This is a genomic window from Rossellomorea sp. DUT-2 (genome assembly GCF_052665285.1).
In genome coordinates, this window is sequence record NZ_JBQPEO010000001.1 from 33,789 (window position 1) to 47,352 (window position 13,564).

The window sequence follows — 13,564 nt, forward strand, 5'->3', positions numbered from 1 at the left end:
AACGCCAAGAATCCCTTGAAAAAGTAGATTTTAAAATGAAGTATCCATATTTCCTATGAATCGAGCAGATTTTTAATTGTAGGACACTCACCCCCATTCAAAACTACCTTTGTTCTGGAATTGTCACAAAAAGGTCAATCCTAAAAGATGCATAAAGGGAACAAGTTTACTATAATAGAGTCATCGGATTTGTGAAATGTTTCACTAACTTTTAACTTTTGGAGTTGAGAGAAGTTATGATAGAGCTTAATCGATTGGCTAAGCAGCAAAAATCATCCATGATGACACTTTACGGAACATCCCTATTAATGGGGGGAGTCGTGATTGGACAAGCTTACTTGCTGGTTAGCATTGTAGATAAAATGTTTATAAAAGGGGCAGAATTTCAAGACGTTCTCCCAATGCTTGGTGCTTTACTGATTCTTTTAGTGGGGAGAGCGGTACTATCCTATGTGAATGGACGAACAGGAATCAGAATGGCTACGAAGGTAAAGAGCGACTTGAGAAAACGACTCTTGAATAAGTGGGCAAAGAATCCACTGCAAGCCTCCCTTCAAGGGCAGTCTGGACAAAAGGTCAGTACAATGATGGATGCCGTCGATGGGCTGGACGGGTATTACAGTCAGTACGTACCACAAAGAATTCAAACGACCATTGTCCCGTTGATCCTGTTGATCACTATTTTTACTGAGCATATTTATACCGGTCTGATCATGGTCATAACGGCCCCATTCATTCCTTTGTTTATGGCGATTATCGGAGTCATGACAAAAAACAAATCAGAGAAGCAAATGGATAAGCTGACGGCATTTTCCGGACGATTTTTAGATACACTGCAAGGACTGACTACCTTGAAGCTCCTGGGAAGAGGGGAAGAACAGAAGGACGGGATCCGTGCCAGCAGTCTTGACTTTCGTGAAGCCACGATGGAAGTGTTAAAGACCGCCTTCTTATCTTCATTAATGCTTGAGTTTATCTCTATGTTAAGTATTGGACTGATTGCTCTGGAAGCAGGGCTGCGATTAGTCGTCTTCCAAAGTATTTCATTCTTCACAGCTTTCTTTGTTCTCGTGCTTGCCCCGGAATTCTACCTATCATTGAAAGAGCTCGGGCAAGCCTTTCATACTGGCCGGGGAAGTATGGGTGCCGCGAAGAAAGTCATGGAAGAGCTTGAAGAAAAAGATCGACCCGTGCAATGGGGAGAGAAGAAGCTCGAAACAAACGGCACTCCTGCCACAATGGAATTGCGTAATGTCGGGTTTTCCTACGGAGATAAGGGATTTGATCTTCGAGGCATGACGGCTGCTTTTCCTCCCTGCAGCCAAGTGGCGATCGTCGGTCAGAGTGGAGCAGGAAAAACAACGCTCCTTCATCTCTTAGCCGGACTTCTTGATCCCTCTGAAGGAAACATCGTGATTAATGGACATTCAAGAAGTGAATATAGGGAAAGTGACTGGTTTGATCATCTGAGTTATATTTCACAGAATCCGTATTTAATTTCAGGGACAATCTTAGAGAACATTGTGCTTGGAGGAGAAGAGGGCGTGACCCGGGAAGAGATCGAATACGCTGCTGAAAAAGCAGGAATCTCACAAATGATTGCCGGTCTCGATAAAGGATATGACACACCGATCGGTGAAGCGGGGAGAGGACTGTCCGGAGGAGAGAAGCAGCGTATTGCCTTAGCCAGGGCTTTTCTCAAAAACCCTTCTCTCATTCTTTTTGACGAACCGACAACGGGATTGGATCTTAAAACTGAGGGAATCCTTCAAGCCTCCATTCAGGAATTATCCAAAAATTCAACGGTGATCACAGTGGCTCACCGCCTGCATACAATTCGTGAAGCGGATCAAATCCTGTTTTTGGAAAACGGAAAATTAGCGGGCATAGGAAATCATGAGGAGTTAATGAAGTCCTCTTCACGCTATCATGAGATGGTGACTGCACAGCAAGGAGTGAATACAGGATGAAAGAGCTAAGATTTGTCGTAAAGCTGATGATGAAGGAAAAGAAGGATATTGTGTATTCTATTCTTTTTGGCTTCTTGGCTGGAATGACCGCTGTCGGATTATTTGCTTCCAGTGGCTATTTAATTTCTAAAGCGGCTCTGGAAGTACCTCTTTACGCTCTGACGGTGATGATTGCGCTCTTGAAGCTGTTCGGTTTTACAAAGGCGTTAAGCCGTTACGCTGAACGTTATTTTTCCCATCGTGCTACATTCACGATTCTGGCCAACTTACGAGTCTCGATTTATGAAGCAATCGAGCCGTTAGCTCCGGGGATTTTCGGGCGATACAGAAGTGGAGATCTTCTCTCAAGAATTGTCGGAGACGTAGAGAGCCTCCAGAACTTCTTTCTCAGGGTCTTTTATCCACCGATTATTCTGGTGATGGTGTTCTTAAGTACAATTTTATTTACGATGTTTTATTCGGTATCTGTTGCATTGATTCTTCTCTTGGGCCTTCTGCTGACGGGATTCATCGTTCCTGCTTATTTCGCTCTTAAACAGAGAAAGATTGAAATGACGTTAAGAGAAAGTCGAGGGGACTTGTCTACTGAGGTAACGGAATTTCTGTATGGATTCAAAGACCTGAAAATCTATCAAAGACTGGAGGATAAAGAGAGGAGTCTCGTTCATGCATCAACAAGCTATGTGAGTGAGCAGGAACGGGAGAATATCCATTCCCTCTTTAGTCATTCAACCAATATCCTGGTCTCGCTTCTTATTTCATGGATCGTTTTAGCCGTAGGGGCATATTCTGTGGGAGCAGGTCAACTGGATGGAATATACCTTGCTATGCTTGTCATGATCTCACTGACCGTATTCGAAAACGCCACACCCATGGCAATCCTCCCTACACACTATGAAGATTCCCGCAGAGCGGCAGCCAGGCTCTCTTCGGTTATTCCCGAAGAAAGCATCGAGAGGGACGGACCTTCATTTGGCGGGAAACTTGACGGGGAAGCTCCGTCCTTTCGCCTGAAGGATGTAAGCTTTTCCTTTGAGGGAGAGGAAAGAAAGGCATTGGATGGTGTGGATCTTGAGCTGCCTGCAGGTTCGAAAACAGCGATTGTAGGACCTTCGGGATCAGGGAAATCAACATTGCTTCAATTGTTATTAAACTTTTACTCAACGGATCATGGGTCGATTTTCGTGAATGATGTTTCAATTAAAGATATCGATAAAGAGTCGTTGTGGGAGCATGCCAATGTGGTTCTTCAAGAAAATCATTTCTTCTACGGCACAATAAAGGATAATCTTATGCTGGTGCATGACGGACTGGAAGACAGGGAGATGGAATCAGCATTAGAAAAAGTGAAGCTGTGCCACTTTTCGTTAGAGGACATTGTACTGGAAAAAGGAGAGAATCTATCTGGAGGAGAAAAGCAACGATTGGCCATTGCAAGGGCTCTTTTGAAGGGCTCCCCCTTATGGATGCTGGATGAACCGACTTCTTCGGTTGATGCTTTGACGGAAAAGGAGATCTTTGACCATCTTTATACAGCGGCCGGTGGAGACACATTGATTCTGATTTGTCATCGTTTAATCGGTCTTGAAAGCATGGATCAAATCGTCGTCATGGATCATGGGAAGGTTGTAGAAGCAGGAAGTTTTGATGAGCTAATGAGGAAAAAAGGCTACTTCTATGAAATGAAACAGATTGAAAAAAGTGTACTCTTTTAACAGTATGAAAAAGCCGCATCCCTTAAGGATGCGGCTTTTTCATAGGTTTATTCCGCCCAATCAATTAAGTTGCGGATATCTAAACGATCTGTTTTTCGTGCTTCTTGAAGTGGTTTTCCTATTGTAATCAGCATAATCGGGATATAACGGTCCGACACATTGAATTCGGAAACGAGAGCTGCCGGATTGAAACCGCCGATCGGGCAAGTATCCCAGCCTTTCGCTTTTGCAGCAAGCATGAATTGCATAGCGGCTAAGGAAGCGTTACTGAAAGCGGCGTCTCTCGGATATTCGTCACGGCTGTATGCACCGTCAATTTGTTTCTTTAGTACCTCTTTGATTTCAGCCGTCATTTCACCTTTTTCAATGGCAGGGTCAAAGACAGGGTCGACGTTCTTATTGGCTTCCAGGTCACCAAGTATAGCCACAACTGCAGAAGCATCATGTACCTGTTGTTGATGATAAGCAATCGGAAGTAAGCGTTCTTGAACTTCTTTCTGATCGAACACCAGGAATTTCCACTGTTGAAGATTCCAGGCAGATGGTGCTTTTCCTGCAGTTTCGAGCAGGCTGACTAATTCCTCACGGGGGATCTCCACTTGAGGATCGTATACTTTCGTTGAGCGTCGTTCATCGACGACTTGAAAGAAATTATCCATGATAAAGCCTCCTTGATGTTTAAGAAAGTGTTATAATATGGTATATATTTGTATGTTACTTACTTTTTGTAAGTTTAAAGCAATATGAACAATATAACCGACGTTTTAGTATGCGTCAAGGGATAACGATTTAGGATGTGAAAACTTATATGGAAACAAAACTTTGCCCGAAATATGCTGCTGCCTTTGAATTATTAGGCAAGCGCTGGGTCGGTATGATCATAAAGGTATTATTTGAAGGAACGTGCCGTTTTAAAGATTTAAATGCAGAAATACCAAATATCAGTCAAAAGGTGTTAACCGACAGATTAAAGGAGCTGGAGGAAAACGGAATCGTTTATCGGGAAGTTCTCGACGAAAAGCCAGTCAAAGTCCTTTATAGCCTGACGAAAAAGGGAAGTGAACTGGAGCCCGTGATGGAGGCCGTCCAGGGGTGGGCAGTCAAATGGGTAAAATAAAAGCCTGCTTCATTGAAGGCAGGCAGGTGAACTAGTCGAGTTCACGATTGTATATATGCTCAAATGGATCCTGTTGATCGTGGGGAGTATAGAAATGGATGGGCTTTAATGCGGCGTAGCTTCCTCCAATGATGATGATACACAGAACGGGTAAGAACAAAATACCAAACATAATATAGCCTCCTTATCATGTTTTAGGGGTAGGAAATTCCAATGTGACCCCTTGCATGATTAACTCTAAAGTGTGAAACGCGTTTCAGAGCAAGCGTTTATTAAAAGTTTTGCGCAAAAGGGACAGGTAGGCCGTTCATACTATTTAATGAGGGGTATGGGGATGACAAATATTCGCAGTATCGCGAAGCTTGCGGGAGTATCTGTTTCAACGGTTTCAAGGGTATTAAATGAACACCCTTACGTAAAAAAAGAAAAACGTCAGAAGGTTCTCGATGCCGTCGAGCAATTAAATTATATAAAAAACGCAAACGCTGTCCATTTATCGAAAGGCAAGACCTATAGCATAGGAGTTGTTTTGCCATATTTAAATCTTCCTTACTTCGGAGAAATTCTTCAAGGTATTGCAGGGGAAGCATTAAAGCATGGATATCATCTTCAACTTTTTCAAACGAATTATGATAAGGGAGCCGAACTTGATGCCTTTCATCGTCTGCAAATGAAGGAAGTAGACGGATTGATCTTAACGTCACGCTCAAATTCACTGGATGTCCTCACTCCGTTCATGGAAAATGAAAATGTTGTTTTTTGTGAAAATGTGTACGGGCACTCGTGTAAAAAAATATATATCGATCACTATCAAGGAGTCAGGAATGGTCTCGAATATCTTTATTCAAAAGGTCACTCCCGCATAGGGCTATGCCTGCATCGAATGTTTGGGACGAATAGTGAAGAGAGAATCCGGGGGTATTACGATAGTTCAGAAGCTGCCGGCCATCCTGTGCGTGATGAATGGATCTTCAATAACTGCTATCATCTGGAGGATGGAAGAGACGTGGTGAAGAACTGGGAACAACTGAAAGAAAAGCCTTCAGCCCTTATCGTAACCAGTGATCAGGTTTCAGCCGGTATGGTGACAGAGGCAGGGAAAAGAGGGATCAGGATACCCGATGATTTGGCTATTTTAAGCTTTGATAATCATCCTATTGCGGATGCCCTGGACATTACATCCTTTGAAGTGCCGATACGAAAAGCAGGAGAAGAGTCGTTTAAACTATTTCTTGAAAATACGGCCCCTGGCCACGTGATATTGGAAACAAAGTTATTTGAAAGAGGGACCGTGTAAGTTCCTTAAGAAATGGAGGAAGCGATAAGGATGTTAGGGAATAAAGAAGAAAAAATGTTGATCATCCTAATGGGGGTAGTCGCTTTTATTGTGTTGCTTGCCATTGCTTGGAAATATCTAATGTAGCTTTTTTGCCCTTGTCTTCATAACTCACTTGTTTCTGCCATATGTTAAGAGTAATGAAGCGGTAGGTGAATTCATCATGTGGTCTGAATTTAAACAATTCATTTCAAGGGGGAATGTAATTGATTTAGCGATTGCAGTCATCATTGGTTCAGCGTTTGGCAAGATTGTGGAGTCTCTCGTTCAAGACATGATGATGCCGGCAATCGGCATTTTATTTGGCGGCATTAACTTAGAAGGCCTGCACCTTCGAATTGGAGCAGAGGTGATTGAATTGGGAAAGTTCCTACAAGCCCTTGTAGACTTTCTTCTCGTGGCCATGAGCATTTTTCTGATGATAAAGGTGGTCAACCGCTTGAAAGGCGGAGAGCAGCAATACAAAGTGAAGCAAACGACGAACCTTGAAGTCTTACAGGAAATCAGGGATATCTTGAAGGACGATCATAGCCCTTCCCATAGCGATGATTTCCCGAAAGCAATCGATCAGCCTACCAAAAGTGGTATGAAAATTCAGATGAGAACCGACAGAAAGACCAAATAAATTCATCATCATTGACCTAAATCCTACTTTTATAGTAGGATTACTTTGTGTTGTACGGCTATTTTAAAAAAATCATACGGACAAATGGGGTAATGATCGTGAAAAAAATTCATATCATTCATGAAAATAGTGATTGGACCAATCATTTAACGACTCGTCTCGACGAGCTTCAATTGCCTTATGAGGAATGGTTCCTCAATCAAGGTCTCGTCGATTTATCATCAGATCCTCCAGAAGGTGTTTTCTATAATCGGATCAGTGCATCTTCTCATACGAGAAACCATCGTTTTGCACCTGAGTTAACGGAAAGCGTTCTTTCATGGTTAGAGAGATATGAAAGAAAGGTGCTGAACGGGACACGTGCCCTCCGGTTGGAAGTGAGTAAAGTGAATCAGTATATGGCCTTGAACGCTGCCGGCATCAAGACACCGAAAACCATTGCAGCCGTTGGAAAAGAGCAGATCATAGAAGCCGCACAAAAGCTCAACAAGCCATCCTTCATCACCAAGCATAACCGTGCAGGGAAAGGATTGGGTGTTCAGTTGTTTCATTCAGTGGACGCACTGAAAAACTATGTCTACAGTGATACATTTGAAGAACCGCTGGATGGCACAACGCTTATCCAGGAGTACATTGAAGCACCGGACGCTTCGATCACACGCTGTGAATTCATTGGCGGCAAATTCATGTATGCTGTGAGGGTGGATACGTCAAAAGGATTTGAATTATGTCCGGCCGATGTCTGCCAGGTCGATGATTTATTCTGTCCTGTGGGAGAGCAAGAGGAGAAACCCAAATTCCAAATCAGGGAAAACTTTTCCCATGGCATCCTCTCATCTTACGAAGCATTTTTAAAAGAGAACCGGATTGCTGTAGCCGGGATCGAATTCATTCAAGACAATGAAGGCACCATCTACACGTATGATGTGAACACCAATACAAATTACAACAAGGATGCCGAGGCGAAGTCAGGACAATACGGGATGCTTGAGTTGGCAAAATTTCTTGGTGAACAATTGAAAACTGTATAAGTTGATGACTCTCCTGTACATGTACAGGAGAGTTCTCTTATATAAATGCCCGATTACCTATATAATTGTAACGATTTGTTTAGTAGTATGGTAGAATTTCTATAAAGTAGACAATATCTGTGAAAGGTCAAAGGGTAAGTATGATTATCTTTAATCAGGATGTTATTAATAATTTCTTTTATATCATATTGAGTATTTTTTTAATTTTTTTCCTTATTGAAAGAAAGATGATACATGGCTGGTATACAAGGTTAGCAACCCTTGTTTCTTTGAGTATGGCCATTATCCTGTGCATGCTTTCCCCGATTTATCAGAATCCATACTGTGTTCATGACCTGCGGATGATTCCTTTCGTACTCGGAATCATGTATGGAGGACCATATACAGGGCTCGCACTTTTAGTTATTTTATTGGTATCCAGGACAATGATATATAGTTGGAGTTTAGTAGCATTTGTTATTTATATGGTGATCTACCTCTTGACGGTTATCTGGATGAAGTGGTTCGATTTTGACCGGTTAACGAGCCGCAAGAAGATTATATTCTCAGTGATTCTCTTTACCGTTCATTCCATAGTGGCGGCCCTTATTGCCAATGCCATGACCGTGTTTGTGATTGATGAAAGCTATCTCATCAATTTCATCTTACTCCCTTCAGTGGGGATGCTTATCCTGACATACATATGTGAAACATTGCTTAAACAAATTCAAATCAAACAAGCACTCGTGAAGATAGAGAAAATGGAAGTACTTGCTCAACTCGCAGCCAGCATTTCACACGAAGTGAAGAATCCTTTAACCGTTATTAAAGGGTTTCTGAGACTGCTCAAACAAGAAAATCTTCCAGTTGGAAAAAAAGAGCAATACTTAGCGATCGCATCATCAGAATTGAACCGGGCAGAAGAGATCATCAATGACTATCTCACGTTTGCCAAGCCGGACCCAGATCAAGTAGAGAACATTTCAATTTCTAAACAACTCAATAAACTCGTTGATATGGTAGAGCCCCTGAGCAACCAGCAATCGGTGGACGTACATAAAAGCATCATGGACGCCACCATCGTCGGTAATACAAGGAGCTTTCAGCAAGCATTTCTCAACATCATCAAAAATGCGATCGAATCGATGCCAAAAGGAGGTACCCTTACGATACTTTCGAAGGTTCAAAAAGGGAACGTCAACATCACCATCACTGACACTGGAGTAGGGATGACCTCTGAACAACACGCCAGACTGGGAGAGCCTTATTTTTCTACGAAGGAAAAAGGAACCGGCCTTGGGCTTATGGTATCCTATCGCATCATTGAAGCGATGAGAGGCGTCATTACAGTTGAGAGTAGAATTGGAAAGGGAACAAGTTTTCAGATTATATTTCCTTCGGATCGTATGAAAGACCCTTCATCTTTATAGGTGGAGGGTTTTTATATTTTACTGACCCCCAACGCCTCCAGGTCAGCGATTATTAATTGTGTATTGAACTTTCTCGAATTATCTGATAATATATATTCCTGCTCCCAAACGCCTACATAATTTATCCAGATTTCGATATGTCTTTATATTGTCTAGCTCCGGCGGCTAGGCCCTCCGAGGTCATAGGCTGAGTCTGGCAAGAAGGCAAAACGCGTCTTCTCGCCAGACTCATCTTATGCTTGTCTGGCCTGATCGAGCCGCCTCCGCTTTTCGTTATAAACGTTTTCCCACCAAGAGTCATTACCTTGGTGGGATTCATGAGACGTTTTTTTCTCCATTGCGGCTACTAACATTTGGAAGGAGAAATGTATGACGAAGGAATCGACTATTCATCCCGATTTTTCAATTGAATCAGAACGCCTGGAGTTTACGAAGCGCTACATTGATGTAGTCATCAGCACATCCCAGACGAGTAAGGAAAAGTATAAGGAAAACATGGAAAAAGCTTTTGGAGATATTGATTGGGGCGAATCGAGTGCTGCGTACATCGATATCTTGACGAACTCAAGCTTCTTTGAGATGTCTAAAGAAGAACTGGAGTCCCTAACGAAAGCGAAAACGAAACCGTATTTTGCCAGGATTGATTTTCAGCATGAAGGCTCGGAAAAGGTGGAGAAGCACTATATCGGGAAGACCTCCCTGTATCAGAGGGAGAATCAAGAACAAATCATCGTGGACTGGCGGTCTCCCATTGCAAACCTATATTACGAAGGAAGGATCGGCGATGTTTCGTATGAAGCGGAAGACGAGACATATGAGGGTGATCTTTCATTAAAACGTCAGTACATGATTGAGGATGGTTGGTTAGAAGAAATCAGGGATATAGATTTAACGACCACTGATGAACTGCTTCAGGATTCATTAGCCAAAAGCTCCAGCAATCGTTTAACTGAAATCATTTCCACCATTCAAGAAGAACAAAACCGGATCATCCGTGCCGATTTAAACAAGCCCATCATTGTTCAAGGAGCGGCAGGAAGCGGAAAGACAACCATCGCCCTTCACCGGATTTCATACTTCATTTACAACTACAAACAGCATTTCGACCCGAAACAACTGATGATCCTTGCACCAAGTAATTTGTTTATCGACTACATTTCAGAAGCCCTGCCGGAACTCGGTGTTGAACGGGTAAGGCAAACGACGTTCACGGATTATGTCATGACCTGCTTAGAGAAAAAGCTGAAATTAGTAGAAGATAACAAGCTCATTCAGTTAATTGAAACCCACGGTGAAGAAGTAGAGACTGCCTCCTGGATATCAGGGTTTAAAGGCTCCAAAGCATTCAGGAGAATTCTTGATTATTATATAGAAGAAATTGAACAGCGCTTTTATACATCAAAGGACTTCTATGTTGATAAATACAAGCTCTACTCGGCAAAAAAATTCACTCACCTTTTTAAAGAGGAATATACGTATATGCCAATCTATCGCCGGATGGAAAAGCTCAAGGCTCTCTTACAGAGTTATGTTCGGACGAACAAGAAGCAGATGGTGGAGAAGGTAGAGAAGTTTTTCGATGAACGGATCGAAACAGCTCTTTTTCAAAGGACACAGGCAGCAAACCGGAAGGACTATGTATCAAAAGCATTGGACAAGAAAAGTGAGCGGGTTGAAGAAATTAAGAAGGCGATCCGAACAAGCGTTACGGCCTACATGAGGCAGTTTGAAAAGAAAAACCTGGATCAATACTTCATGGAATTATTCTCAGATCCGAAACGGCTGGCTTCTTACTCGAAAGGTGAGCTAAACATGCAGCAGGCAGAACAGCTTAGTCAATATACGTTAAAATACACGAAGAAGAAACAGTATGAGGTAGAAGACTTAGCCATCCTTCTTTACTTGCAAACTCACTTGTTTGGAATCGATAAATTTTATAAAGCAAAGAATATCGTGATAGATGAAGCACAAGATTATAGTTATTTGCAGCTTTATTCGTTGAAGAGGGCACTTGAAACCGACATGTTTACACTGGTGGGGGATCTTGCCCAGGGGATTCACTCCTATCGTGGACTGCAGTCTTGGGAACCGGTGTATAGAGATGTGTTTCCGAGGGCCACCTATACCGAGCTACAAAAAAGCTATCGAACCACGATTGAAATCATGGAGGAAGCGAATAAACTGCTGAATCTGCTACCCTATGATTTTCCTAAAGTGAATCCAGTCGTGAGACACGGGGATTCTCCCAGCTTCGATGAGTATGTGGATTTGGAAGAATTGGCTTCCGTTATCGAGGAGAAGGTGGATGCTGGACGGGAAGAAGGATTCCAAACCTTCGCCGTGATCGGAAAAAGCATGAAGGATTGTGTGAAAATCAGCGGAATCCTTCAAGACCGGCAGCCCTGGAAAGTGAAATTATTAGAAGAACGGGAATCAATCCCGAAAGATCAAATCGTCGTCGTCCCATCTTATCTGTCAAAAGGACTCGAATTCGATGTCGTCATCATCGCAGCGGTTGATGAAGCATTCAACCCGGAAAACGAACTCGACATCAAGCTCCAATACGTGGCCATGACACGCCCCCTCCATAAGCTCGCGTTTATTGGAAAGAGAAGAGATCAATTTATCGGCCGGTGATCAAAAGAGGTCCGTCCCTCATGGTGAGGGACGGACCTTAATCTAGTAAAAAAACGAAATTCACAATCATAATATTAGCAAAAAGCTGAGTGGATTTGTAAAATAGGAAATCAGGAGGGATGCAATATGTTAAAAAACTTACAGAGCACGAAGACACTACATAACGGAATCGAAATTCCTTATGTCGGTTTAGGAGTTTACCAAATGAAAGATCCGTCTGAAACGGTACAGGCCGTTCGAACAGCGATTGAGTCAGGGTACCGTTCCATCGATACAGCGGCGATCTACGACAACGAAGAAAGTGTAGGTCAAGGTGTGAAAGAAGGTGGAGTAGCGAGAGAGGAACTGTTCATTACATCGAAAGTATGGAATGGTGATCAAGGCTACGATACGACATTGAAAGCATTCGAAACCAGCCTGAAAAAGCTTGATATGGACTACCTGGATCTTTATTTAATTCACTGGCCAGTAGAAGGGAAGTACAATGATACATGGAAGGCACTAGAAAGGCTGCATAGCGAAGGGTTAGTGAAATCGATCGGTGTAAGTAACTTCCATCAGCATCACCTTGAAGATTTGATGAAGAACAGCAATGAAAAGCCTGTATTAAATCAAATCGAATTACACCCTCGTCTGAATCAGGAAAAAATAAGAGAATTCTGTGCATCACAAAATATTGCCGTGGAAGCATGGTCACCAATCGCTCAAGGGCGTGTACTGGATGAACCAACACTGAATCACATCGCTGAAAAGCATGAAAAATCCGCTGCTCAAGTGATTTTGCGCTGGCACCTTCAGAATGATGTCATCATCATTCCTAAATCTGTGCATGAAAGCCGCATCAAAGAAAACGCAGATCTATTCAACTTCGAACTATCATTGGAAGAAATGAACCAAATCAACGGATTGAATCTCGACGAACGCTTCGGCCCAGATCCGGACAACTTCGATTTTTGATCAAACAATATATAGAGGTCCGTCCCTCCAAATGAGGGACGGACCTCTTGTTTTTGCCCTTTTGCCTCCAGACACCCATTTAAATTTAATTTGTAAAATAGTTATTGACAGGGACGAGAAGAGTAGTATACAATTATCTCGAAATCAAAATAAATAGATTCGAGATAACGTGTACTCATTTTTTTACGCATATATCTCAAATTAAAGATAAATGATTTGAGAATAATTGAATTTGAAATGTTTGAAGCTGCATCTCGATGGGAAAACATAAAGGAGGAAGTAAGATGACAGCATTAGCTGCGTTCGGTTTATTGGTCATTCGTTTAGTAGTGGGGTTAACCTTCGCTGCTCACGGAGCACAAAAATTATTTGGCTGGTTTGGTGGACATGGACTACAAGGAACAGGTGGTTTCTTTGAGTCCATTGGAATCAAGCCGGGAAAGACGATGGCATTATTTGCAGGACTTTCTGAAGTTGCAGGCGGATTGCTATTCGCAGCAGGTTTCCTGACGCCATTAGCAGCGTTACTTATCATTGGGACGATGATTGTAGCGATCGTGAAAGTTCACGGACCAAATGGTTATTGGGTAACACAAAATGGTACAGAATATAATGTGATGCTCATTGTTGTTGCTCTTGGAGTAGCACTGGTAGGGGCAGGATCATTTTCTATAGACGCACTTTTATTTTAGTTAAGTTTTTTCAATAGAAATTATCTGATGTGGAAAACCAACATAGAGAATCGGCATGCAATCCAACATCACTAC

General features: G+C 42.4%; 12 protein-coding genes. 10 read left to right on the forward strand and 2 right to left on the reverse strand.

Annotation, left to right across the window (positions count from 1 at the left end; translation table 11 throughout):
* The first annotated feature begins 236 nt into the window (after nt 1-236).
* Together cydD and cydC are read left to right on the forward strand one after the other, a co-directional pair.
* Nucleotides 237-1,970 (forward strand): thiol reductant ABC exporter subunit CydD, encoded by a 1,734-nt coding sequence (gene cydD / locus ACOSV2_RS00255; protein WP_428973499.1) that lies wholly within the window; start codon nt 237-239, stop codon nt 1,968-1,970.
* A complete protein-coding gene (gene cydC / locus ACOSV2_RS00260) occupies nt 1,967-3,685 on the forward strand; it encodes a thiol reductant ABC exporter subunit CydC (protein ID WP_428973500.1) in 1,719 nt (572 codons plus the stop codon). The genes cydD and cydC overlap by 4 nt, the downstream gene beginning before the upstream one ends.
* A gap of 47 nt (nt 3,686-3,732) precedes the next feature.
* Here the strand turns inward: cydC and ACOSV2_RS00265 are convergent, their stop codons facing one another.
* Complete coding sequence (locus ACOSV2_RS00265) at nt 3,733-4,344, reverse strand: nitroreductase family protein (protein ID WP_428973501.1); 612 nt, start codon at nt 4,342-4,344, stop codon at nt 3,733-3,735.
* 149 nt (nt 4,345-4,493) lie between these two features.
* Here ACOSV2_RS00265 and ACOSV2_RS00270 point away from each other — a divergent pair, with 149 nt between their 5' ends.
* Entirely contained in the window at nt 4,494-4,802 is a 309-nt protein-coding gene (locus ACOSV2_RS00270) for a winged helix-turn-helix transcriptional regulator (RefSeq protein WP_428973502.1), read from the forward strand.
* A gap of 31 nt (nt 4,803-4,833) precedes the next feature.
* On the opposite strand, the gene ACOSV2_RS00275 is transcribed toward ACOSV2_RS00270, so the two are convergent.
* Nucleotides 4,834-4,974, reverse strand: a complete 141-nt coding sequence (locus ACOSV2_RS00275; RefSeq protein WP_428973503.1) for a hypothetical protein — start codon at nt 4,972-4,974, stop codon at nt 4,834-4,836.
* A gap of 162 nt (nt 4,975-5,136) precedes the next feature.
* Here ACOSV2_RS00275 and ACOSV2_RS00280 point away from each other — a divergent pair, with 162 nt between their 5' ends.
* From ACOSV2_RS00280 to ACOSV2_RS00310, 7 genes are all read left to right on the forward strand, one after another.
* Complete coding sequence (locus ACOSV2_RS00280) at nt 5,137-6,099, forward strand: LacI family DNA-binding transcriptional regulator (protein ID WP_428973504.1); 963 nt, start codon at nt 5,137-5,139, stop codon at nt 6,097-6,099.
* 202 nt (nt 6,100-6,301) lie between these two features.
* Complete coding sequence (gene mscL, locus ACOSV2_RS00285; protein ID WP_428973505.1) at nt 6,302-6,763, forward strand: large conductance mechanosensitive channel protein MscL; 462 nt, start codon at nt 6,302-6,304, stop codon at nt 6,761-6,763.
* A 98-nt stretch (nt 6,764-6,861) separates the two neighbouring features.
* Entirely contained in the window at nt 6,862-7,794 is a 933-nt protein-coding gene (locus tag ACOSV2_RS00290; RefSeq protein WP_428973506.1) for an ATP-grasp domain-containing protein, read from the forward strand.
* 227 nt (nt 7,795-8,021) lie between these two features.
* Nucleotides 8,022-9,203, forward strand: a complete 1,182-nt coding sequence (locus ACOSV2_RS00295) for an ATP-binding protein (protein ID WP_428974257.1) — start codon at nt 8,022-8,024, stop codon at nt 9,201-9,203.
* Nucleotides 9,204-9,572: 369 nt separating this feature from the next.
* A complete protein-coding gene (gene helD, locus ACOSV2_RS00300) occupies nt 9,573-11,840 on the forward strand; it encodes an RNA polymerase recycling motor HelD (protein ID WP_428973507.1) in 2,268 nt (755 codons plus the stop codon).
* A 126-nt stretch (nt 11,841-11,966) separates the two neighbouring features.
* Nucleotides 11,967-12,797 carry an aldo/keto reductase gene (locus tag ACOSV2_RS00305; RefSeq protein ID WP_428973508.1) on the forward strand — a complete coding sequence of 277 codons (831 nt, stop codon included), beginning with the start codon at nt 11,967-11,969 and terminating at the stop codon, nt 12,795-12,797.
* Nucleotides 12,798-13,081: 284 nt separating this feature from the next.
* Complete coding sequence (locus tag ACOSV2_RS00310; protein WP_397553208.1) at nt 13,082-13,489, forward strand: DoxX family protein; 408 nt, start codon at nt 13,082-13,084, stop codon at nt 13,487-13,489.
* The last annotated feature ends 75 nt before the right edge of the window (nt 13,490-13,564 follow it).

What these genes read in the sequence shown, in the direction of transcription:
- cydD (WP_428973499.1), top strand. Translation starts at nt 237, where the DNA reads ATGATAGAGCTTAATCGATTGGCTAAGCAGCAAAAATCATCCATGATG.
- cydC (WP_428973500.1), top strand. Translation starts at nt 1,967, where the DNA reads ATGAAAGAGCTAAGATTTGTCGTAAAGCTGATGATGAAGGAAAAGAAG.
- ACOSV2_RS00265 (WP_428973501.1), bottom strand. Translation starts at nt 4,344, where the DNA reads ATGGATAATTTCTTTCAAGTCGTCGATGAACGACGCTCAACGAAAGTA.
- ACOSV2_RS00270 (WP_428973502.1), top strand. Translation starts at nt 4,494, where the DNA reads ATGGAAACAAAACTTTGCCCGAAATATGCTGCTGCCTTTGAATTATTA.
- ACOSV2_RS00275 (WP_428973503.1), bottom strand. Translation starts at nt 4,974, where the DNA reads ATGTTTGGTATTTTGTTCTTACCCGTTCTGTGTATCATCATCATTGGA.
- ACOSV2_RS00280 (WP_428973504.1), top strand. Translation starts at nt 5,137, where the DNA reads ATGACAAATATTCGCAGTATCGCGAAGCTTGCGGGAGTATCTGTTTCA.
- mscL (WP_428973505.1), top strand. Translation starts at nt 6,302, where the DNA reads ATGTGGTCTGAATTTAAACAATTCATTTCAAGGGGGAATGTAATTGAT.
- ACOSV2_RS00295 (WP_428974257.1), top strand. Translation starts at nt 8,022, where the DNA reads ATGATACATGGCTGGTATACAAGGTTAGCAACCCTTGTTTCTTTGAGT.
- helD (WP_428973507.1), top strand. Translation starts at nt 9,573, where the DNA reads ATGACGAAGGAATCGACTATTCATCCCGATTTTTCAATTGAATCAGAA.
- ACOSV2_RS00305 (WP_428973508.1), top strand. Translation starts at nt 11,967, where the DNA reads ATGTTAAAAAACTTACAGAGCACGAAGACACTACATAACGGAATCGAA.
- ACOSV2_RS00310 (WP_397553208.1), top strand. Translation starts at nt 13,082, where the DNA reads ATGACAGCATTAGCTGCGTTCGGTTTATTGGTCATTCGTTTAGTAGTG.